The organism is Sphingobium aquiterrae (genome assembly GCF_037154135.1).
In the GTDB taxonomy this organism is placed as follows: Bacteria; Pseudomonadota; Alphaproteobacteria; order Sphingomonadales; family Sphingomonadaceae; genus Sphingobium; species Sphingobium aquiterrae.
In genome coordinates this window covers 70,996-90,729 of the sequence record NZ_JBANFL010000007.1, presented here as the reverse complement: position 1 = coordinate 90,729, position 19,734 = coordinate 70,996, and the positions used below count along the sequence as shown (strand labels likewise).

The window sequence follows — 19,734 nt, the reverse complement described above, 5'->3', positions numbered from 1 at the left end:
GCAGTTTTGTTGCGATGCTCCCTGAAAATCTCGCCAAATTGTCGGGAGTTTCGAAGGGGGCAAAAGATGGTTCGAATGGGGTCTCGGTTTCGGTGTGCGCTCCTTGGCGCGGGGGCGATCGGTACGCTCGTGCCGGTCGCCCCCGCCCTTGCCGCGGCGGAGCGTCGCATCGAGTACAACATCGAGGTCGGGAACCTGGGCGAAGCCCTGAAGACAGTCAGCCGCCTGTCGGGGAAGGAGATCATCTTCAACTCCGAAGCGGTGCTCGGAAAGGCAGCTCCCAGACTGCATGGAACCTTCAGCGCTGACGAGGCGGTTCGAGCGCTCCTGGAAGGAACGGGGCTGACAGCTCAGTTCCGAAAGGATGTCATCATCATCCGGGGGCGATCGGATCCGTCGGGCCAAATAGCTGAAGGTCCGACAGAAACGTCCGATATTATCGTCACTGGATCACGAATCCGAGGTGGAGAAGCAACATCCCCGGTAATCAGCGCCACGCGCTCCGATATAGAGCAGCGAGGATTTTCTGATCTCGGAGCATTTGTACGTGTTTTGCCACAAAATTTTGGTGGGGGCCAGAATCCGGGGGTATTTTCAGGTGGTGGCCAGGGGGGCAGCACCAATCTGAACTCATCATCGAACCTCAACCTGCGTGGCCTCGGCCCCGATGCGACGCTCACGCTCTTGAACGGGCATCGAGTAGCTTATGACGGCGTCACTCAAGGCGTCGATATCTCGGCAATCCCTGTTGCCGCGATTGAGAAACTCGAAATAGTCCCTGATGGCTCGTCAGCACTCTATGGTTCAGATGCGGTTGGAGGCGTTGCTAACATCATTCTCCGCAGAAGATTCAATGGGCTGACGACATCTGCACGCGTCGGCACCACGACAGACGGCGGCGGAACCCAACAACAGTATAATGCCGTTTCGGGCACGAACTGGCGTGGAGGAGGTATTCTCGCAATAGTCGATTATCAGCGTTCGACCGCAATTACCGCGCGCCAGCGATCCTTTGTCACCGGACTTGACGACTCAGCCACACTTGTCCCTGGCCAAAAGCAAATCAGCGGCGTTGTCTCCGGGTTCAACCAACTGCTCGACGGCGTTCGCTTTAACTTTGATGGACAGTATAGCCGCCGGTCATCGTCTATCACGTTACCTTATTCTTTGAACCTCAACGCTCTAACCAGTGGCAGTGTCGTTAACAGCAAAGCCGAGACGTTTAGCCTAAACCCATCACTCAACGTCGTGCTTCCAAAGGGATGGGAACTGACGGTCAATGGCGGCTATGGCGAAAGCACAACGAATGCCCCAGGATCCGTTTATCAGCGTGGCGTGCTCACCACTCGACGAGAAGTGCGATACCGCAATACCATCGCAGACGTCGAAGCGTTCGCCGAGGGCCCGTTGGCTCGACTGCCCGGCGGAATCGCTCGCCTGGTCGTCGGCGGCGGATTTCGAGAGACCGGACTCAAAGCCAATAGCAGCCAGACTGAGGGAACCACGACCAGACCGATTTTCGATTTCGATCGAAAGCACAAAGTTTCCTTTGCATTCGGTGAGCTTTCTTTGCCGTGGGTCGGGCCAGACAACGCCCTCTCATTCATATCGCAGTTCAAAACGACGGTGGCAGTCCGCTACGAGAACTATCAATCGGTCGGCGATTTCGTCGCCCCACGTCTTGGGGCAATCTACGTTCCGTTCCCCGGCGTCACCGCCAAATTCAACTGGGGCAAGTCGTTCAAGGCACCAACGCTCTACAGCCAATATCGCGGATATCAGGCGACGTTACTACCGGCGGGCTATTTCGGCCCTGGTCCAACAACAGACGGTGCCACAATTCTGTACACGGGAGGGGCCAACTCAAGCCTGAGGCCCGAGCAGTCCGAGAGCTGGACCGCTACGCTTGCGTTCGCGCCGAGTGCCATACCGAAGCTCAGGCTAGAGGCCAGCTACTATCACATTAACTACAAAGATCGCGTCGGTACGCCGATAACGTCTCTCTACGGCGCCCTTACAAATCCGATTTACAGCCACCTCGTGAACGCAAACCCATCGGCCGCCCAGATAGACGCCCTCACGCGAGGAGCACTGTTTGGTCTAGAGAATTTCACGGGCGCGCCCTACGATCCCACGTCCGTCTATGCGATTGTCGAGAATGTTTCCCAAAACACCGCCCGTCAGAAGATCAGCGGCTTCGATCTGTCCGCGGCATATGAGCTCACGCTGACAGACCGAGATATTCTGAACGTTTCAGCATCCGCCACATATATTAAAAGCAAACGCCAGTTACTCGTCGGCACGCCTTTCGCAGATGCTGCCGGGACGATCTTCAATCCGCCTCACTGGCGAGCACAGGGGGGCGCGAACTGGCAACACGACCAACTGACTCTATCCGGCTTTGCAAACTATGTCGGCGGCACTCTCGACAACCGACTCACTCCCCTCGTGGACGTGGGATCTTTTCTGAGCGTTGACTTCACCGCTCAGTGGCGAAGCCCAACAAGATCCGGCCCCTTCCAAGGGATTGACGTCATTTTTTCGGTGGGCAACGCGTTTAACGAACGACCAGCTTCAACCCGCACGACAAGCACGAGCGATCCGTCTTTCGATACCACGAACTACCCTGCAAATGGTCGGACGGTCAGCATCATGCTCCGGAAAGCGTGGTGAGCTGTGCCTTCCAAAATATCGGCCCTCGCCTTGGCGGCGATGTCTCTTACCTTGGCTCAGTCATCTGACACGGCGCGCGCGGCTGCACCTTGTGCCGATGTCGTTCCGCCAACGGGTGCCGTGAGTGTCTCCGCCAAGAGAGAGGTGCGCCCTGAAGACCTATTGGGGCTTCGCGATATCGGCCCCTACGAGGCCATAGGCCCGCTTTTCACCATCTCACCAGATGGCAGTTCGGTAGTCCTGCAACTAAGGAAAGCAGACGCCGGATCGAACAGTTACTGTCAGGCGATCATGATCGTTCCCTTGTCCGGCGCGCGCCCAATTGTTGTGGACCAGGGAGGCGACCTGATCCGTGCGGAGATCGTCGGGGTCGCCGATCTGACCGTCGGCAGTGGGATCTCTGAAATCATTACACCCTTATGGTCTGCAGATGGCCAATGGGTTGCGTTCCTTAAGAAGGAAGACGGTCGAGTGCAGGTCTGGAAAGCCCGGTCTGATGGCACTGGCAGCGAGCCACTGACCAAGAGCCAGTCGGACGTCGTTCGCTTCGCGCTGACGCCTGATGGCGGTTCGCTCGTGTTCGTCACTCAGCCGGAAATCGCGCGTCAGAGAATTGCCGTCCAGCGAGAAGGTCTTGGCGGGTTCCACTATGATGACCGCTTCATCCCGATTGCAGACAGCAAGCCTCAGCTGCCTGGAACATTGACAGAAAGCGTAGAAGCACTCGACTTGGCGACAGGGTCAATCCGTCCGGCCACGGACCCCGAACGCGCATTGCTGTCGCTACCATCGTTGATGCGGCCCAAGTCAGCTGGATACATCCCGATCGATCGACGCAGCCGCCAAGCGTGGGTCGAAGCGGCAGGCGGCAATTTCGCGACGCCGGATACAACCGTCAGATATCAATCTTCAACCGGGGCTGTCATCCCCTGCGCGAATGCGCTTTGCTCTCAAGCCCGCGCGCCGGCCTGGCTGACGGGCAATGGAAGCCGGGTCATTTTCCTCCGTCGAGAAGGCTGGGCGAATGGGACAACTGGAATATACGAATGGGTTCCCGGGCAAAGCGCGCCGAAGCGCATATTGCAGACCACTGACTATCTTGCAGATTGCCGCCCAATAGCCGATGCGCTGCTCTGCCTACGAGAGGCGGCTACCGAACCGCGACGCCTCGTTCGAATCGATCTTCAGACGCGCAAGGTGACGACGATCTTCGACCCAAATCCCGAATGGGCCAAGTTGTCATTCGGCCGAGTCAGGCGCATGAACGTGCGTAACGATTTCGGTTTGGAGAGCACTGCCGATCTGGTCTACCCTGCCCAATATCGGGCGGGACAGCGATACCCAGCGATCGTGGTGCAATATGTGTCGAGGGGCCATTTGCGCGGGGGCGTTGGCGATGAATACCCGATCCTAGCTCTCGCGGCCAAAGGATATGCGGTTCTCAGTGTCAACCGCCCTCCTCATCTTGGGCTTCTCGCGGGGGCCGGCAACCTGATCGCGGCCGAGCGGACTAATTTGCAAAACTGGGCGAACCGGAAGAGCATTCTTTCCTCGATAGAGACGCCTCTCCGGGAACTGATAGCGGAGGGTCTGATCGATCCGAAGAAAATCGGGATCACGGGCCTGAGCGACGGGGCGACTACCGTGCAATATGCGATGCTCCATAGCTCGATGTTTGCAGCGGCGATCATGAGCGGCTGTTGCTGGGAGCGAAATCAGGGTGCTTTGCTTGGCCCTCAGATAGATCGCACCTTCAGCCAGGTCGGATATCCCAACCTGCTCGCCTCGGCGCCTGAATTCTGGCGTCAAATTTCCATTGTGGAGAATGCGCAGGCCATTGGCATACCTCTCCTGCTTCAGGCGGCCGACAGCGAATATTTGAGCGCGCTTGAGGCCTATACGGCCTTGCGTCAGGCGCACAAGCCGGTCGACCTTTTTGTTTTTCCGAACGAATTCCACAACAAGTGGCAGCCGGCACATCGATTGGCAATATATCGGCGAACGCTCAGATGGTTTGACTTCTGGCTAAAGGGTGAGGTTCCAAGCGGCGGCGAGGATGCAAAAGAGGTTCAATTTTGGAGGGACCTTCGCGCAGGTCAGCTTGGAGCGGAACAAGGCCCGCTGGGGAGTGTCAATTGAGCGCCGGGCCGGTCAGTATTGGTGCGCCCGCATCCCTGGTCAACCAGCCGTCGATCCACGCCTCGGTATCCAGCAGAAGGAGGAGACGCACATAGGTCGCGTCTCTGCCCAGTCGTTCAGGCGCCAGTGCAGCATCGACGGCTGCGATATCGACGATCCCGTTGCTGGCCAGCCTGCCGGTCAACAGCCGATCCCTCACCAACTCCATATTCGACCGGAGGATCTGGATTGCGAAGGCATCGGGACCGCCTTTGGTCTGGCGGCGCAAAATGTTCGTGGGTATGCGCGATTCAAAGCCACGACGGGCGGCGGAGCGGTCTATCCCACCCTCACAAGCAACCCAGGTCGGGATGCGCAACGTCGCTTCGACGACCGGCTGCGACAGCAGCGGAGCGACCGAGGTGAAGGGAAGGCCTCGATCATAGCCGTGAAGATATTGCTGCGCACGAGTGATCATGGCGATGTGTCCAGCCTTGCCGGGAAGCGCATCAGGCGGGGCTGCGAGCCAGGGATGATCGGGACGCTTGCCTCTCAGCTCTGCGAGGCAATCAGCGTGAAGGAAAGACCCATCGTTTCGCCATTCGTACTTCCTGCACCTCCGGCTCAAGAAACGAAGCGCATGTCCAGCTACTTCCAAAAGGCTGGTCTCGGTGATCCTTGCGATGTCACGGATCGTATCGAACAGCCCCGACGATATCCCTTCGGCCAGAAAGCGGTCGATGACCGGCCGGACCGAATGGGTCAGATAAAAGATGTTGTCTCCCCCAGCCCCGGTCAGAAACAGGTCCGCTCCTATGTGATCGGCATGTCTGATTATCGCCGCATCAAAGGCGATCATCGGTGTTCTTGCACCGGGTCTGGGCAAGTGCGCCACGGCAGATGTCAGCACGTCCGCGTCTTCAAGGCAATAGTGGAAGCAGGAAAGACGGAGAGACAGGCTCTTACAGAGCTCGCGAGCGTAATCGGTCTCGTCGCCGCGTGGGTCGGCGGTGGCCATTGTGACGCATTCGCGGTCAATTTTCGGGTCCAAGCAACTCGCGACAATCGAAGAGTCGAGCCCTCCGGACACGGCTAGCAGGACCTTTGAGAAGCTCGACGACCAACCACGAGTACACTGCTCGACGGCGCGCCGAAGCCGATCAATATGTGGCTGAGAATCTTCCTTCCCACCCCGATCGACAAACTGCCATGGCGACCAGCAACTGGTCTGCCCGCATCCGTTCGCATCGACCCGCGCCACTGAGCCAGCGAGAAGATCGGCAACACCCCCCAAACCGGTTCGCACCTGCGCGAGATCATCCGCGTAGAGCAGGTTCGCCACGCCGTCCCAGTCGATCGACGGACGGACCAGCGTAAAGCCAAAAAGCGTCTGCGGGTCCGAGGCGAATGCGACAAGCTGCTCGTGAACCGTGTAGCAGCAAGGCAATAGGCCGGAGGGGTCTCGCATGACAATGACCGCATCGCCATCCGTCCATATGGCGAGATATGCGCCCCAGAAGCGGGCGAGCAGGGTTCTCATCGGATCGGCCAGGATGGAGGCACCCAAAGACGGCTCTAATTTATCAAGGGACGGCCCTGAGCCGAAGCGATGAAACAAGTCACCTACGATTATGACGCGACCGCGGTCGATTTTGATCGGTGCCCGTCCGCCCGAAGTCAGGCTGGCGACATTAGACCCGCCGCGCTGCACGTGCATGCCTAGCCGCGCCGCAACGTCCTCGACCATCCCTTTGTCAAGAACTCCGGCTCGGGCAACCAATATGAGATACTGCAACGCCATCAGGCTGCAAATATCGGCGTGAAGCAGCGAACCCGTTCCAACGTATCGTTGAGAACGAGACCGCTGGATTGAACCCATGCGTGCGCCGAGAATGGATCCAGAGTCACCCCGATTACGAGGGTAGCCCTCACGCCACTTGCCTTACACATCCGCGTGAAAGCAATTGATCGAGGCAGACATTGGTCCCGCTGCCTAAATATCCCGGCGGTAGCCCGAAATGCCGTCGCGATGCGTGTCAACCGTGCATCGGCTGCCTCGCTCCTATCAGGAAGCTGAGAAGGTGTTGGTCCCAGAAGATCGGCAAGGACCTCTACCATAGGTCGCGTGCGAATGCCCAGCCAGGCCTTTAGCTGATAGACTGCAGCGCGAGCAGCATCGACCCGATGACGTCGCATTGGTTCGAGCGCGATGAGTTCAGAGCTAGCTGGTACAATCGTGGAGGGACGGCGACCGCCACGTGGTGCTGTGCAATCGGTCACCACGACACCCGTTGATCTCAGGCGCCCGAGGTCGAGTTGATCTCGTTCTTCTGCAGGCTCGCAATTCCACAGTCTGAGAAATGCCGAGCCAACTTCCTCGGGAAGCATGAAATACCTATCGGCCTGAGTATCCAAGAGAATAATGCGCCCCGTGCAACTGCAGCAATAGATGTTCTCTCGGATTGTGAAGTCCATGTGCCTTCTCCGGTAGCGGACGCACACTGTGGGGCGTGCGTCCGCATCGTTTCAGTCGTCGGCGATCCCGGGGCCGGTCAGATCCCGACCGTTCTGGTTATCGAAGATGACCGACTGGCCGCCCTTGGTGGCTTCGGTCGCGACGCCGAGATCGATCAGCGCATCGATGTTGTGATCGTCATTCCGTTCCATGACACACTCCTCATCAACTGCCGCGTGAATGGCGGCAATTTAGAGTAGTGCCATTCTGAACTCACGTGGTGCGAATATATCGCGACAGGTTGGCGCGATATTCTGCGGTAGACGGCGGAGAGGTCGTTCGCGACCAGCGGCCACTGGGACTCCTTTATTAAATGACTGAATTTATTTAGTTATTCTGATGCCTGCCCCATTTGGATAATATGCTGTTGACGGCATATTTTCCTCAAGTGGTAGGCTTCTATTCTCCTTCGCAAAGCTTTTTGAAAATCCGCGACTTGAGGGCGCGTGAGAGTCGAAAGTTCCCTTTCGGCAATCTTCGGTTCGACGGCATCTGCAATTCTCGCGTAGTGGAGTCGTTCGTTCAATCGACGGACATGGATTGATGCTTGGTTATTTCCTCCTGCATCAGCCAGTGATGTAAAGATTTCCATTGTTCGCGACGCGAAAGCCACCGCGGAGGAATCCTCAACCATGTTGGAATATTGCTGAAGGGCACGTCGCAGCGCAGGTTCTCTCAGACCCGAGATACACGCCATTATCAGCTGCATATGCCACTCGAGGAGCTCAATGAGCTCGGCTGGCTCGATGATCGGAACCAAGAATCCCCCATCTGCATGGTGCATGAAAATCCCCTCGCCGACGAGGATAAAGGCAGCCTCGCGAACGGGGGTCTTGCTTGAGTGATGCCGGTTGGCGAGGTCCTGGATGTCGATCCGTTTGCCCGGAACGAACTGACCGGCCAGGTAGTCGGCCTTCAGCCCAAGATATACACGCTCCTGCAATGGAGGGTCCATTGCCGACATCATAGTCCGGCTCCTGCCGGGACCGGAGGACTCGCCCACGCCGGGGTGAGAGCCTGGGTCAGGTGATCCAAATTTCGCTGCGCAATCATCTCGATGCACATGCGCTCAAGATCGCTGAGGTCTCCCATTGCCAACTGCCGTGGAAAGCACATCTTCTGCCCCGCGAAGAGCAGAGGAATGAGGATGTGGCCGGTCGAGAGCCCCAGTTTGTAGGCGCAGACAAGATGATCATCGAGCCGCGAACGGGGATTGCCGGCTTCGATTTCACGAAGCCAACGCACACCCATGCCGAGCTCGCGCGCCAGATCGCGCTGCGTCAGGCGCCGTTTCTTCCGTGCCTCTTCAATCTGCCGCCCCGATTGCACCTTCACATACAGGATCGGACTTTCAGCAACGGAAGTCGCTATCAAATGCGACATATCCGCGTCTCCTTACGGGAGATTCCGCCCGCCAAGGCATTTCCGTAAGGTCGAACGCTAAGGTGTACTTACCACTAGTGTCAATATGGAACCTCGGCCAACTTGTCGGGATTTATCCAGCAAGATCATGGGTATCCCGGATAGCAGGCGTTCTGGCTCCCGATTGTAGAGCGCGATCAAACGCGCGCAACAGCGCCGACTGGTCGGCCGTGGTGATCTGCCGGAGCGCCAGGATGTAGATCATGCCGAGGGTCGGCGCCCGGCCTTCCGCCATGTGACCCTGGACGCGTTCGGTAATGCTTGTGGCGATATTCCAGAGTTGGTGCGACGCCCCGACATGATGCTCCTCACTTCCACCAAAGCCGGCGAGTTCCGGCTCCTTCAGTTGGTCGGCAATTATGCTGGGTGGTAGGGTATTCAGATGTTCGATCGCCACGTGAAGCGTGGTTCCCCAGGCGATCAGCGAGCGCGTAACGCGAATCAGATGGCAGTGGGAATCGATCAGGACGTCAAGGCCTGCGGATGAAAGCCGGAGTTTGAAGCTGCGTCGTGCTCGACCCATTGCCTGTCTCTCCTGCCTGACTAGTGCGCCGGCACCCGTTCGCGAACCCGAACAGGTGCTTTTGCAAGACGAACGGAGGCAAAAGCGGCATTATAGTGCCGCTTTACGCCAAATCTGATCGTCTCGACATTCCTCGACTTCATTCGATCCGTTCTGCTCTATCTCTTCTTTGTTGCGCCGCTTCGGCACTTCAGTGCCCTGCCTATTGCGGCAGTCGTTCGAGACCGCCATTGCTGTGAACGCACCGGATTGGGGGAGGTCTAGAACCTAACTCCAGCTCCACCGTCCGGACCATCCAAACCCCAGACCCGAGCGCCTTGCGGCGCCATGAGGAGACGCGTGCCATGGACTTTCCATGCTCCCCGCCCATGCTTGCAGCAGTCCTTCTGCATGTCATCGGCGCCAATCCCGCCAGCGGCCAGAGCTATCGTCCCGACGCGGAAGCCTATCCTTGCGCCCGTACCGCCCAACTCGCGGTCGTCCAGGGCGAGACCGGCTTTTCGATCCGCGAAAAGGCCGACTCTGTCCCGCCTCCCCCTGCGGCGACACCGGCGCCTCTGTCGGCGGCGATCAAGCTCGGAAACTCGCTCACTCTCGACAGGCGAATTTTCGCGCGCACCTCCCTCGTTCGTCCGGAGTCCTCCGATGTCCCGCAGCGGTAAACTGATCCTGGCTGCGCTACTTTGCGCGTCGGCTCCCGCCAATGCGCAAGAGAACAGCGCCGAGCCGCTCACGGCGGCCGCCGCGGAGGCTCAGCGTCAATTGCGCCAGACCTTCACCAATCTGACCTTCGAGGACTTCGGTCCGGCGCCTGTCAGTGGTCCGATATATCAGGCTATTGCCGGTGGACGAGTCATCTATTTCGCGCCGGAGAGCCAGCATCTGCTCTTTGCGGCGATCTACGACAAGAACGGGGTCAACCTGACAGCGCTGGCGCAGGATGCGAGCGCCAGGAAGCGCCTCAGCGCGATCAATCCCGCAGAGGCCCTTGTGATAGGGCCTGCAGGCGCGCCCAAGGTCATCGAGTTCACCGATCCCGACTGTCCCTATTGCCAGGCGCTCGAACGCTTCTGGCTGGCTAAGGAAGCCGAGGGGAAACCAGTCCAGCGCCTCGTCTACTTCGTGAGCGGTATTCACCCGCAGGCGGCAGCGAAAGCCGAGCATATCCTCTGTTCCCCGGACAGCCCAGCGGCCTTCAAATCCGTCTACTCCGGTGCTCAGCCTGCCACGCTGCACAAATGCCGTCCCGGCGCAGAGAAGGTCGCCCGCGACGCCGAAACCGTCCGCAAGATGGGCGTCTCAGGCACGCCGACGCTCTTCGTCAACGGCAAACTCGTTTCGGGCTTCCAGCAGGCCGAACTCGAAGCGTTCCTCGAGACCGAAAGCCGGAAACCCAAGCCCAGTCCCTGAAGGGGCGGCCCCAACGACTTTGGCGGATCTCGCACGCGCGCGGCGAATGCAGTGCCGACGAGGGACCGGGATGCCGGCGGCAGCGCGCCTCCAGGGGCCGTCCAGCGAAGCCGCCGGCCGGACACGACCACCGATCGGTACCGGCAAGCATGATCTGGACGGCTCTGGTGACCACAAGGAGACTGAATATGTTGACTTTACTTCGGGGAAGGACGTTCCGCACGATCGACGCGGCCGTCCTTTTCCTTCTGGCCGCGATCGCCGGCACGAGCGTCGCCCACGCCTTCCAGGCGCCGGCCGCCGGCGACCTTGGTTACGATATTTACGACATCGTCGTGAACCAGGGCGTGAAGGGACCGCTCGGCTTCGTGGGTGGCGTTGCCGCCTTCCTGTTCGGCGTCTCGCGGCTCTTTTCGAACATCATGATCGGCATCCCGACGATCGTGGCGGCGGTCTGCCTCATCAAGGCGGATTCGATCCTCCAGACCTTCGGCATGCTGATCTGAAGACAGGTCGGGTGGCCGGTCCGCCGGCGCCCGTCCACCGGAACGGAAGGTGATGGTCGCCTTCCGAAGACCACGCTCAGCAGCGTGGTGAAGCAAGGGAGAAGGGCGTGGACGAACGACTTCCGCAGTTCCTGCACCGGCCGGTCCAGATCCTCTGGTTCGACAGTCAGGAGTTCATCGTCGTGATGAGCGTGATCTTCGTCGCGGTCATCGTCGGCGGAATCATCGGCTGGTCGCTCATCGGCGCTCTTCTCCTCTTCATTCCCTGGAAGCGGACCAAGCCGCGCGGCTTCATCCCGCACCTGGCCTGGCGATGGGGCCTTGCCCGCTTCCGCAACTATCCGGGTCCGACCCAGACCCGCTTCTTCGAGTAGGCGAGATGGCACATCCATTCCGACGCAAGGCAGCGGCCGACATGATCGGCGACACGCGCCCGAGCTGGCACCTGCATCGCTATCTGCAGGGATCGGCCAACCTGTTCGAGGAGAACCGGCTGCTCAAGGTGGCGATCGCCGGCTTGTTCGGCATCACCGCGGTGCTCGGCACGCTCATCTACACCTCGAATCAGAACACGCGCACCGTGATCGTGCCCTTCGGCGCAGACGGCGACCTCTATGTGACGGGGAACAAACCGTCGGAGAGCTATCTCCGCTCGATCACGTTCAACATCGTGGGCCTCGCCGGCACCTATTCCGCTTATTCGGCGGACCGGCAGTTCCAGGAACTGCTGCGGATCGCGCATCCCAGCGCGTATAATGGCCTGCGCGACAGTCTGAACCGGCTGCTCGATGAGCTTGGCAACAATCCGACGCTCTCGATCGCGACCTATATCCGCGGCGACCAGCCCGTCACATGGACGGGCAGCGAAATCCTCGTGCCCGTCGAGAAGGTCCGTGTGATCGGCGGCGTCATCCGCAAGTTCCGCGGCAATCTGCGCATTCGCTACGCGCTCGAGAACGGCCGCTTCTGGCTGACTGCCCTCCAGGAGGAGAATTTCAGTGCCGATGTCCGGTAACCGCGCGAGGCTCGCTTGCCTCGCGGGGGCGTTCGTCGCGTCCCTTCCCGCTTGCGTTCCCGCATTCGCCCAGTCGATCGCGGCACTGCCCGATCAGACGAGTCGCATCCGGCTCTCCAATCGCGACGTCAATCATGTCGTGTGCGTCGGCGGCGACATCGAGGACGTCAAATTCTCGGCCGAGAAGGGCCTCGCGGTCGAACGCGGTGGATCTGACGCATGGATCAAGTTCCTCGTCCTCGAAACCGAAGATCCGGGCGCGGCGCCAGGCGACATGAAGACGCGCACCTATGTGACGACACCGTCCGAATTCTTCGTCTCGTGCAACGGCGCAATCTATCCGCTCTACACCGAGCCCGCCGACATTCCGGCCCAGACCGTGACGCTGGTCCCCGGCGGGGCACAGCGCGCGCGCGCCAATGATGCGCTTCTGGGCCCGTTAGTGGAGGAAGAGCGGGCTGTCGGGATTGCGCTTGCGATCCTGCAGGACCGGGTGCCCGCGTCGTTCTCTGAGGTGGCACCGTCCCACGACAGGCTCACCCTTGCCGACCTTCCCACGGCGTCGCTCAGCGAACGGCGGCGTCTCGAAGTCGAGGGCGCCGGGCTTTCGGTCAGTGAATATCTGGTCCGCACCAGCGTCGCGATCACGCTCGATGAACGCGACTTCCTCGATGCGGCGCTTGGGGCCGACATCTTTGCCATCACGATCGACCGACTGACGCTGGGTCCCAATGAGACGGCTCGGCTGATCGTCGTTCGCCGGAGTGTCCAGCCATGACAGCGCCCGAAGAGAAACCTCAGGGAGAGGCTGGCCCGTCGGCCCGTCAGGGTGGCGACGTCAACGAGACGGCGAATCTCCCGCGCCCGGCTCTGCTCGATCTGCCGGCGCAGTGGTCGAAGCTCAGTTCCAACCAGAAGTTACGCGCCAAGCAACTGGGTGTCGTATCGACGATCGCACTGCTTGGCCTCGGTCTCTACACGGCGAGCACCAGCGGCCAGAAGGAGGCGCCCAAGGCGCCCCAGGCTTCCAATCTCGACATGGGCGCGGGTCTTCGCGGCGACAGCCTCGAGGTGAAGCTGCGCGGCGATCTCCAGAAGATCCTCGACGGACAGACGCTGCTCGGAGACCGGGTGACTGCGATCGAGGAAGGCAAGGTGGTCCCGGGCGCCGCCGACACCGGCCACGCCCAAAGCGCGAGCGGCGACGGAGACCTTCCGCCTGCCCTACCCGGCGAGGCCCCCGCCTACCCGCCCGCTCCTCCCGACGCCAGGGGCGCAGCCGACGAAATCCCTGCGCCGCCTACTGCTCCGGCGGCACCACCCGCGCCGCCCACGGAACGGCAGGTTGGCGCGATCGGTGCGGCGACCGCCACGCAAGCGGCGGAGGGAGGCGCGGGCGGCGGGGCCGCGTCAAAAAAAGGGAAGCGGACGATCTATTTGCCACCTGGTTTCATGAAGGCGCGGCTGCTGACCGGTATCGACGCGCTGGCAAGCCGGGACGCGACCAGTAATCCCGAGCCGATCATCGCCCGGGTCCAGGCGCCCGCCGTGCTTCCGAATGAGGTGAAGGCCAATCTCGCCGGCTGCTTCGTCATCGGCAACGCGACCGGCAGCCTCGCCAAGGAGCGGGTCGAGATCCAGCTCGTCTCGATCTCGTGCGTCGATTTCGAGAGCCACGCGGTGGTCGACCAGGCGATCAAGGGCTTCTTCGTCGATGCCGATGGAAAGAAGGGGCTGTCCGGGAAGGTCGTGACCCGCGCCGGCGCGACGCTTGCGCGCTCGTTCATCGCCGGGACGATCGCCGGCATTTCGCAGTCGGTCGAAGGTACGTTCGGGAGCCTCTCGACCTCGGCGCTTGGCAGCGTGCGCAGTCTCGACGCGGGCGATGCCGTCAAGTCGGGCGTTGCCGGCGGGCTCTCCAAATCATCGGACAAGCTCACCGATTTTTATCTCGATCTCGCCCGCCAGGCCGGCCCGGTGGTCGAAGTCGGCGCGGCCAAGGATGTCGTGGTCGTCATCCAGGAAGGCCTCGCCCTCGAGATCAAGCCGTCGGTCGGAGCCAAATTCTGATGCGACGCTCCCCCATCTTACAGGAGGTTCCGCCATGCTCTTGCTGGCCCACCAGTCTCTCCATCGGTCTCTGCTCTCGCTCAGCCTGCTCGCGGGCTTGAGCGGATGCGCGACGGTCGGCTCGATCATGTCGCCCTATTCGGAGAAGTTCGACTGCAAGAACAGCGACCACGGCCAATGCATCCATCCCGATCGGGCCTATGCGGATGCGGTTGCCGGCGTCACCTCGAAGTCGGACCCCAAGGTTACCAATGACCGTGCCATGCTGCGCGGGCAGGACGCCGACCGAGCGGTTTCCCGATCGCGCGGAGGAAGCGCGGGCAACGCCTATGGAAGCTATCGCGACAGTGTTTATCGTGAGCTGAAAGGCCTGATCGAAGCGCCGGTCACGCCGATGCTCAAGCCCGCGCAGACCGTCCGGACGCTAATCCTTCCCTATGCCGATCGGCAGCGCCCGGATCGGCTCTACATGCCGCGCTATGTTTATTCGGTGGTCGACAAGCCGGTCTGGGTCGTGGGCGGCGCACTTGTCGCCGCACCGGATCGTGCGGCTCAGGCACCGATCCTCGGCCAGGTGCGTGATATCGCCGCACCCGATGGCGAGCCCGCACCGGCAGGGACGACTCCACCCGCACCGGCCATCGTGCCGCCGGCGCCGCAGCCATGAGTGGCCTGACTTTTAGCCGGCTGCGCAATGCCGTGCGGCGCGACAGCTTCTCCGACTATCTGCCGCTTGTGGCCTGGGAGGAGGAAACCAACGCGTTTCTCTGTATCGACGACACTTGGGGCCATGCCTGGGAGCTGGTGCCCACCGCCTATATGTTCGCGCATGTCCAGAGTGCGCTGCAGGGGTTGCTCAATATCCACTTCCCCGACGGGACAGTCCTGCAGCTCCATACCTTCGCGGATCCGCTGATCGACGACGCCCTCGACGCGTTTCTCGATCTGAAGACCCGCGACGATCCGCTCATTCAGGCTTCCGCGCGTCACACCCACGCGTATCTCAGCGAAGGGCGTCATGGCCTGAAGGCCCTGCACGGCATCCCGGTCCGCAATTTCCGCACGCTGCTGTCGATCAAGACACGCCGGCCGCTGGGCGAGGATCTGCGTCGGCAGGTCGAGGAACAATTGTCAAAGCTCGGCATCCGCCGGCTCCCGCCAGAGGAGATGGTCGCCTTCTACCGGCGCGTCTTCAACGGCGTCGCGACGCAGGCCCCTGGCGTCTTCGCCGACGGCACAGCGACAGGCGCGCCGCCGATCGCCAAGCAGATCATCGATGCAGGCCCCGATCTCGTGTTCGAGGGCGCGGAGGTTTTCCTCGGCAACCAGGTTGCACGCTGCCTGACGCCCAAGGCGCCAGCCCGGCGCATCACCGCGGAGCGCGCCAACCGTCTGATGGGCGGGATGCGCGGCGCCTCGGAGGATAGCGACCAGATCGGCGGCCCCTTCCTCTATACGCTCAATATCCTGTTCGATCATTCCCAATTCGAGATCCACAAGCGGGCGCAGATCCTCTCGGCGCAAAAGGCCGCGGGCAGTTTCGCCGTCGAGGTCGGCAAGCAGATCGAGGAGATCGGCTGGATCCTCGACGAGGCGGGGAACAGCAAGTTCGTCCGGGTCATTCCCACCATCTGGGTGTTCGGTCGCGACCGTGCCCATGCCCGCGATCTCGCCGCGCGCGCCAAGCGACTGTGGGAGGGCGAACCCCTGCCCTTCTCGATGCAGGAGGAGAGCTATCTCAACCCGACCCTGCTGGTGATGAGCCTGCCGTTCGGGCTCTATCCCGACCGCGCGACGCTGCGCCTGCTCGAGCGCGACTTCCGCATGCCGGTCAAAGCGGCGGTAATGCTGGCGCCGATCCAGACCGACTTTCGCGGCGGCGGGCGTCCGGCGCTTCTCTACACGGGGCGCAAGGGCCAGCTTGTCACGCTCGATCTTTTCGACCCCAGGATCAACAACTACAATTTCATCGTCTCGGCGGAGAGCGGCGCGGGCAAGAGCTTCCTGCTCAACAATCTCTGCCAGCAATATTATGCCTGCGGCGCGCTCATCCGTATCATCGATATCGGCGGCAGCTACCGGAAACTCTGCACGCTCTGCTCGGGCCGCTATATCGACATCGGCGAAGAGCATCTGGTGCTCAACCCCTTCGACATGGGGCTGGCGCTCGACGGCGACGACAAGCAGTCGGCCATCACCATGGCGGTCGCCATCGTCGCCGAGATGGCCAACGCCTCAACGCGCAAGGGCGTCACCACCTCGGAATGGAACCTCCTCAAGTCCGCCGTTCAATGGACGATCGACACAGGGAGGGCCGATCATGGCATTGATGCCGTGCGCGAGTGGCTCGGCACCTATCCCTCACTCGTCGAGACCGATCTCGACCGCGTCGACCACCTCGTGCCGACGTCACGCGAGCTGGCTTTCAATCTGCGGGATTTCGGCTCGGGCGGCGCCTATGGCCATTATTTCAACGGGCCGTCGACCCTCGACATCCGCAATGACGAATTCGTGGTGCTCGAGCTCGAGCGCCTCAAAGCGATGCCCGACCTCTTCAACGTCATCGTCATGGTGGTGGTGAACGCGGTCACGCAGGAACTCTACCTGTCCGCGCGTGACCGTCCCCGCTTCGTGCTATGCGACGAAGCCGCGCAGTTCATGACCCGGACTGACGGGCAGGATCTCTCGCGCCTCGCCGAGGCATTCGGCCAGGGCTATCGGCGCGCGCGCAAATATCGCGGTTCGTTCGGCATCGTGCTGCAGTCGATGAACGACCTGACGCTGTTCGGCGGGACGGGTCAGGTCATCCTCGAAAATGCCGCGACGCGGTTCCTGCTTCAGGGCTCGACCTATGATCGGGCGGTTGACAACAAGATCCTCGACTATTCGGGGTTCGTCCTCGATCTCCTGAAGTCGGTCCGCAACTCCAAGCCCAACTACAGCGAGGTGTTCATCGACTCGCCCCTGGGTCTTGGCATCGCCCGGCTCGTGGTCGATCCTTTCTCCTACTGGATCAACACGTCCGCGCCCGACGAGGTGGCCGCGTTCGAGGCCCTGTTGCGCCAGGGACTTTCACCGCTCGAAGCGATCTGCCGCCTCGCCGGCGTCGAGCCCTCGCAGATCCTGGGCGCGCGCGCCGCGTCCGGCCTCGTGGGAGCATGACCGACATGGCACGCCATACTCCTCACCCCGACCAGCTGCCACTCAACTGGTCCGACAACGAAGCCATCGAAGTCATCGTTGAGCAGCGCCTTGCCGAGCGGTTCGAAGCGGAATCTTTCCAGTGGCGCTTCCGGCTCGTGATGATCGAGACGGTGATGATGGGGCTGCTGGTGCTCGTCGCCGGGCTGTTCCTCAAGCAGCCGACGATGATAGTGCTCCGCGCTTCGCTCATCATTGCCGCGTCGTGCCTGGCGACCGGTCTCCTTTTGCTCAGCCTGTCGGCGGGCACCGCGAGGGTCATGAGCCGCCTGCGCAGGAGAAGGGGCAAATGAACGGCCTCGTGTCTTCCACGCCCTCGCAATCAGCCATCCGGCTCACCGTCAGCGGCTTCCTGCTCTTGGCTGTCCAGAGCGCGCTCTTGCTGATGTCGCCGTCGTTCGGCGGCGATGCCGGCACGCTGATCTGGTTTCTGACGCCGCTCGCATTTTCCGCCTTCGTCGCGGCCCTCATCGGCATTCCCGAGCCTCCCGAGAGGCATTGGAGGCAGCGCCATGGCCGCTGATCTGCTCCGCCGTGTTCGTCGCGGTCCTCTTCTGGTGCTCGTCACGGGCAACATGCTGGCCGTCGCGGCAACACTGCCTGCGGCCGCGCCGATCGCGGGCAGCGCCCAATCGCGCAGCACGATCGGGCGAACCTGGCCGATCGCGGAGCCAGACGCGCTCGCCGAGATCGAGGCCAAGGTCGCGACGCTGCGCAGCGACATGAGCAAGGCGTTCGGCCCGCGCGACAAATGGAGCGCTCTGAAGGCGGCGCCGCTCGGCGTCGCCGTCGCCGATCGCGTGCGCAGCGTCGTCCCCTTCTACACGCTCGACTTCGACATCACGCTCCCGGGCGGCAAGACGCTCTACCCGAAGGGCTTCGCCTTCAACCCGCTGACCTATGTGAAGCTGCCGCAGCGCCTTGTCGTCGTGCATCGCCAAGACCTTGGCTGGGCGCTCCGTAGTGCCCGGGCGAGCGACTTCATCCTGCTCTCCGCGCTTGGGGCACAGAATGGCGACGCGATCGATCTGAGCGAAAAGACCGGCCGCCCGATCTACATTCTCGAGGAGCGGGTCAAGCAGCGTCTGGGACTCACCGTGGCTCCGGTCATCGTCGAGCAGTCCGGCACGCGCCTCGTCCTCACCGAATATGGCCCCAAGAGCCGGGCTGCCGCGACCGCGGCGAAAGGAGCGACGCGATGATCGGGCGTCTTCCCGTCTTCGTCGCGGGCCTCGTCATCGGGTTGCTGATGACGCTCGCCTGGCCGAGTCAGGCCCATGCCTCCAAATGCGAGGCCGGCACGGTCTTCAACCCCATCACCAAGGTGCGCTGGACCTGCATCTTTCCGATCACGGTCGGCGGCATCCGGGTGGGGAGTTTCGACAAGCTCGACAAGGCGCTTGACGCACAATCCTCGTCCAAGCCTCTGTGCGCCTGCCGCAAGGGACTCCAGTTCTGGTTCGGTGTCAAGGTCTCCTATTGGTCGCCGAACCGGATGGTCGACATCGTGACCGAACCCGGCTGCATGATGGCGCTTGGCGCCGATCTCCTGCCGACCGGCGGCAAGCTGCAAGGCAGCCAGTCGTCGATTTCGGACGGGACGAACACCCGCAAGATGTTCGCGCAGATGCACTATTACATCTCGCCGGTCTGGGCGATGCTCGACATGTTCACCGACCTGCCGTGCCTCGAGAATGACGGCTTCGACGTCGCCATGATCACCGAGGTTCTGCCGACCTGGCAGTCGGGCACGCTCGGCGCGATCATCCAGCCCGAAGGCATTCTTTTCGGCAATCCCGCCGCCGGTCTCGCCTGCATGGGCGACAGCGCCGCGGCAGCGGCGGGCAAGGTGATCGACCCCTTGTTCTGGTGCATGGGCTCTTGGGGCGCGACCTATCCGATCGCCGGCGACATCCATTTCGACGACAGCGTCGAGGCCTGGGCGGGGCTCGCGGCGCGCGGGGTCTTCATGATGGGTCGGCTGGGCGCGCTCACCATCAGTTCGGCGGACGGCTGCTCCTTCATCCCCCAGCCCGTGTGGACCAAGTCCCGCTACAAGCTCCAGATCGTGGAGCCGGTGAAGGGCGGCAAGTGCGTCAATATCGGCAGGCCCGGCGCGCTCTGGTCTTCAGCCAAGCACGCGCCGGGCAAGGACAACGCCCAGTTCATGCTCTTCGAAAAGGTGATCTGCTGCGCCGGGATACCCGTGCCATGAACAGGTCGCTTCCGCCGTGTTCCGCGCGAGACAGCCGTCCATTCCGGAGGTCTGTTCGCCAAGGCC

Annotated in this window: 21 protein-coding genes; 15 read left to right on the top strand and 6 right to left on the bottom strand. The window is 61.6% G+C overall.

The annotated features are described in order from the left end of the window. Positions 1–66 precede the first annotated feature (66 nt). Positions 67–2,673 (top strand): TonB-dependent receptor, encoded by a 2,607-nt coding sequence (locus tag WFP78_RS09270; RefSeq protein WP_336960930.1) that lies wholly within the window; start codon positions 67–69, stop codon positions 2,671–2,673. A 120-nt stretch (positions 2,674–2,793) separates the two neighbouring features. After that, positions 2,794–4,812, top strand: coding sequence for an Atxe2 family lasso peptide isopeptidase (locus WFP78_RS09265; RefSeq protein ID WP_336960928.1), 2,019 nt, complete (start codon positions 2,794–2,796; stop codon positions 4,810–4,812). Here WFP78_RS09265 and WFP78_RS09260 read toward each other — a convergent pair. The 6 genes from WFP78_RS09260 to WFP78_RS09240 all read right to left on the bottom strand — a co-directional run bounded on the left by WFP78_RS09260 (position 4,805) and on the right by WFP78_RS09240 (position 9,251). Continuing rightward, the gene (locus tag WFP78_RS09260) at positions 4,805–6,592 is read right to left on the bottom strand and encodes an asparagine synthase-related protein (RefSeq protein WP_048577935.1); all 1,788 of its coding nucleotides are present in this window, start codon (positions 6,590–6,592) and stop codon (positions 4,805–4,807) included. The two genes, WFP78_RS09265 and WFP78_RS09260, sit on opposite strands and share 8 nt — an antisense overlap. Then, positions 6,592–6,987, bottom strand: coding sequence for a lasso peptide biosynthesis B2 protein (locus WFP78_RS23400; RefSeq protein ID WP_419722944.1), 396 nt, complete (start codon positions 6,985–6,987; stop codon positions 6,592–6,594). Before WFP78_RS23400 ends, WFP78_RS09260 begins: the two co-directional genes overlap by 1 nt. Before the next feature lie 330 nt (positions 6,988–7,317). Further along, positions 7,318–7,458 carry a benenodin family lasso peptide gene (locus tag WFP78_RS09255; protein ID WP_148564814.1) on the bottom strand — a complete coding sequence of 47 codons (141 nt, stop codon included), beginning with the start codon at positions 7,456–7,458 and terminating at the stop codon, positions 7,318–7,320. A gap of 179 nt (positions 7,459–7,637) precedes the next feature. Beyond that, on the bottom strand, positions 7,638–8,273 hold the full coding sequence (locus WFP78_RS09250) for a GntR family transcriptional regulator (protein WP_272799468.1): 636 nt from the start codon (positions 8,271–8,273) through the stop codon (positions 7,638–7,640). Further along, on the bottom strand, positions 8,270–8,689 hold the full coding sequence (locus WFP78_RS09245) for a helix-turn-helix domain-containing protein (protein WP_200866987.1): 420 nt from the start codon (positions 8,687–8,689) through the stop codon (positions 8,270–8,272). The genes WFP78_RS09250 and WFP78_RS09245 overlap by 4 nt, the downstream gene beginning before the upstream one ends. A 112-nt stretch (positions 8,690–8,801) precedes the next feature. Continuing rightward, complete coding sequence (locus WFP78_RS09240; RefSeq protein ID WP_222887020.1) at positions 8,802–9,251, bottom strand: hypothetical protein; 450 nt, start codon at positions 9,249–9,251, stop codon at positions 8,802–8,804. Between the two features lie 368 nt (positions 9,252–9,619). Between WFP78_RS09240 and WFP78_RS09235 the strand changes: the two genes are divergently transcribed. The 13 genes from WFP78_RS09235 to WFP78_RS09175 all read left to right on the top strand — a co-directional run bounded on the left by WFP78_RS09235 (position 9,620) and on the right by WFP78_RS09175 (position 19,668). After that, positions 9,620–9,913 (top strand): hypothetical protein, encoded by a 294-nt coding sequence (locus tag WFP78_RS09235; protein WP_048577937.1) that lies wholly within the window; start codon positions 9,620–9,622, stop codon positions 9,911–9,913. After that, on the top strand, positions 9,897–10,661 hold the full coding sequence (locus tag WFP78_RS09230; protein ID WP_336960915.1) for a DsbC family protein: 765 nt from the start codon (positions 9,897–9,899) through the stop codon (positions 10,659–10,661). The genes WFP78_RS09235 and WFP78_RS09230 overlap by 17 nt, the downstream gene beginning before the upstream one ends. A 188-nt stretch (positions 10,662–10,849) precedes the next feature. Continuing rightward, entirely contained in the window at positions 10,850–11,167 is a 318-nt protein-coding gene (locus tag WFP78_RS09225; RefSeq protein ID WP_048577939.1) for a hypothetical protein, read from the top strand. A gap of 107 nt (positions 11,168–11,274) precedes the next feature. Next, positions 11,275–11,541, top strand: coding sequence for a type IV conjugative transfer system protein TraL (locus WFP78_RS09220; protein WP_043152464.1), 267 nt, complete (start codon positions 11,275–11,277; stop codon positions 11,539–11,541). A gap of 41 nt (positions 11,542–11,582) precedes the next feature. Next, a complete protein-coding gene (locus WFP78_RS09215) occupies positions 11,583–12,182 on the top strand; it encodes a TraE/TraK family type IV conjugative transfer system protein (protein WP_204369905.1) in 600 nt (199 codons plus the stop codon). Further along, a complete protein-coding gene (locus tag WFP78_RS09210) occupies positions 12,172–12,960 on the top strand; it encodes a type-F conjugative transfer system secretin TraK (protein ID WP_336961315.1) in 789 nt (262 codons plus the stop codon). The genes WFP78_RS09215 and WFP78_RS09210 overlap by 11 nt, the downstream gene beginning before the upstream one ends. Beyond that, positions 12,957–14,252, top strand: a complete 1,296-nt coding sequence (locus tag WFP78_RS09205) for a TraB/VirB10 family protein (protein ID WP_336960905.1) — start codon at positions 12,957–12,959, stop codon at positions 14,250–14,252. Before WFP78_RS09210 ends, WFP78_RS09205 begins: the two co-directional genes overlap by 4 nt. 34 nt (positions 14,253–14,286) lie before the next feature. Then, positions 14,287–14,919: a TraV family lipoprotein gene (locus tag WFP78_RS09200; protein WP_336960902.1), complete on the top strand. Its 633-nt coding sequence runs from the start codon at positions 14,287–14,289 to the stop codon at positions 14,917–14,919. Next, the gene (locus WFP78_RS09195; protein WP_336960899.1) at positions 14,916–17,414 is read left to right on the top strand and encodes a TraC family protein; all 2,499 of its coding nucleotides are present in this window, start codon (positions 14,916–14,918) and stop codon (positions 17,412–17,414) included. The genes WFP78_RS09200 and WFP78_RS09195 overlap by 4 nt, the downstream gene beginning before the upstream one ends. After that, a complete protein-coding gene (locus WFP78_RS09190; RefSeq protein ID WP_336960896.1) occupies positions 17,411–17,746 on the top strand; it encodes a hypothetical protein in 336 nt (111 codons plus the stop codon). The genes WFP78_RS09195 and WFP78_RS09190 overlap by 4 nt, the downstream gene beginning before the upstream one ends. After that, positions 17,743–17,976: a hypothetical protein gene (locus WFP78_RS09185; protein WP_336960893.1), complete on the top strand. Its 234-nt coding sequence runs from the start codon at positions 17,743–17,745 to the stop codon at positions 17,974–17,976. The genes WFP78_RS09190 and WFP78_RS09185 overlap by 4 nt, the downstream gene beginning before the upstream one ends. Next, entirely contained in the window at positions 17,966–18,655 is a 690-nt protein-coding gene (locus WFP78_RS09180) for a conjugal transfer protein TraW (protein ID WP_336960890.1), read from the top strand. Before WFP78_RS09185 ends, WFP78_RS09180 begins: the two co-directional genes overlap by 11 nt. Then, a complete protein-coding gene (locus tag WFP78_RS09175) occupies positions 18,652–19,668 on the top strand; it encodes a TraU family protein (protein ID WP_272799475.1) in 1,017 nt (338 codons plus the stop codon). Before WFP78_RS09180 ends, WFP78_RS09175 begins: the two co-directional genes overlap by 4 nt. The last annotated feature ends 66 nt before the right edge of the window (positions 19,669–19,734 follow it).

Coding starts and splice junctions, on each gene's coding strand:
- WFP78_RS09270 (WP_336960930.1), top strand. CDS start 67: ATGGTTCGAATGGGGTCTCGGTTTCGGTGTGCGCTCCTTGGCGCGGGG.
- WFP78_RS09260 (WP_048577935.1), bottom strand. CDS start 6,592: ATGGCGTTGCAGTATCTCATATTGGTTGCCCGAGCCGGAGTTCTTGAC.
- WFP78_RS23400 (WP_419722944.1), bottom strand. CDS start 6,987: ATGCGACGTCATCGGGTCGATGCTGCTCGCGCTGCAGTCTATCAGCTA.
- WFP78_RS09255 (WP_148564814.1), bottom strand. CDS start 7,458: ATGGAACGGAATGACGATCACAACATCGATGCGCTGATCGATCTCGGC.
- WFP78_RS09250 (WP_272799468.1), bottom strand. CDS start 8,273: ATGATGTCGGCAATGGACCCTCCATTGCAGGAGCGTGTATATCTTGGG.
- WFP78_RS09245 (WP_200866987.1), bottom strand. CDS start 8,689: ATGTCGCATTTGATAGCGACTTCCGTTGCTGAAAGTCCGATCCTGTAT.
- WFP78_RS09240 (WP_222887020.1), bottom strand. CDS start 9,251: ATGGGTCGAGCACGACGCAGCTTCAAACTCCGGCTTTCATCCGCAGGC.
- WFP78_RS09235 (WP_048577937.1), top strand. CDS start 9,620: ATGCTTGCAGCAGTCCTTCTGCATGTCATCGGCGCCAATCCCGCCAGC.
- WFP78_RS09230 (WP_336960915.1), top strand. CDS start 9,897: ATGTCCCGCAGCGGTAAACTGATCCTGGCTGCGCTACTTTGCGCGTCG.
- WFP78_RS09225 (WP_048577939.1), top strand. CDS start 10,850: ATGTTGACTTTACTTCGGGGAAGGACGTTCCGCACGATCGACGCGGCC.
- WFP78_RS09215 (WP_204369905.1), top strand. CDS start 11,583: ATGATCGGCGACACGCGCCCGAGCTGGCACCTGCATCGCTATCTGCAG.
- WFP78_RS09210 (WP_336961315.1), top strand. CDS start 12,172: ATGTCCGGTAACCGCGCGAGGCTCGCTTGCCTCGCGGGGGCGTTCGTC.
- WFP78_RS09205 (WP_336960905.1), top strand. CDS start 12,957: ATGACAGCGCCCGAAGAGAAACCTCAGGGAGAGGCTGGCCCGTCGGCC.
- WFP78_RS09200 (WP_336960902.1), top strand. CDS start 14,287: ATGCTCTTGCTGGCCCACCAGTCTCTCCATCGGTCTCTGCTCTCGCTC.
- WFP78_RS09195 (WP_336960899.1), top strand. CDS start 14,916: ATGAGTGGCCTGACTTTTAGCCGGCTGCGCAATGCCGTGCGGCGCGAC.
- WFP78_RS09190 (WP_336960896.1), top strand. CDS start 17,411: ATGACCGACATGGCACGCCATACTCCTCACCCCGACCAGCTGCCACTC.
- WFP78_RS09185 (WP_336960893.1), top strand. CDS start 17,743: ATGAACGGCCTCGTGTCTTCCACGCCCTCGCAATCAGCCATCCGGCTC.
- WFP78_RS09180 (WP_336960890.1), top strand. CDS start 17,966: ATGGCCGCTGATCTGCTCCGCCGTGTTCGTCGCGGTCCTCTTCTGGTG.
- WFP78_RS09175 (WP_272799475.1), top strand. CDS start 18,652: ATGATCGGGCGTCTTCCCGTCTTCGTCGCGGGCCTCGTCATCGGGTTG.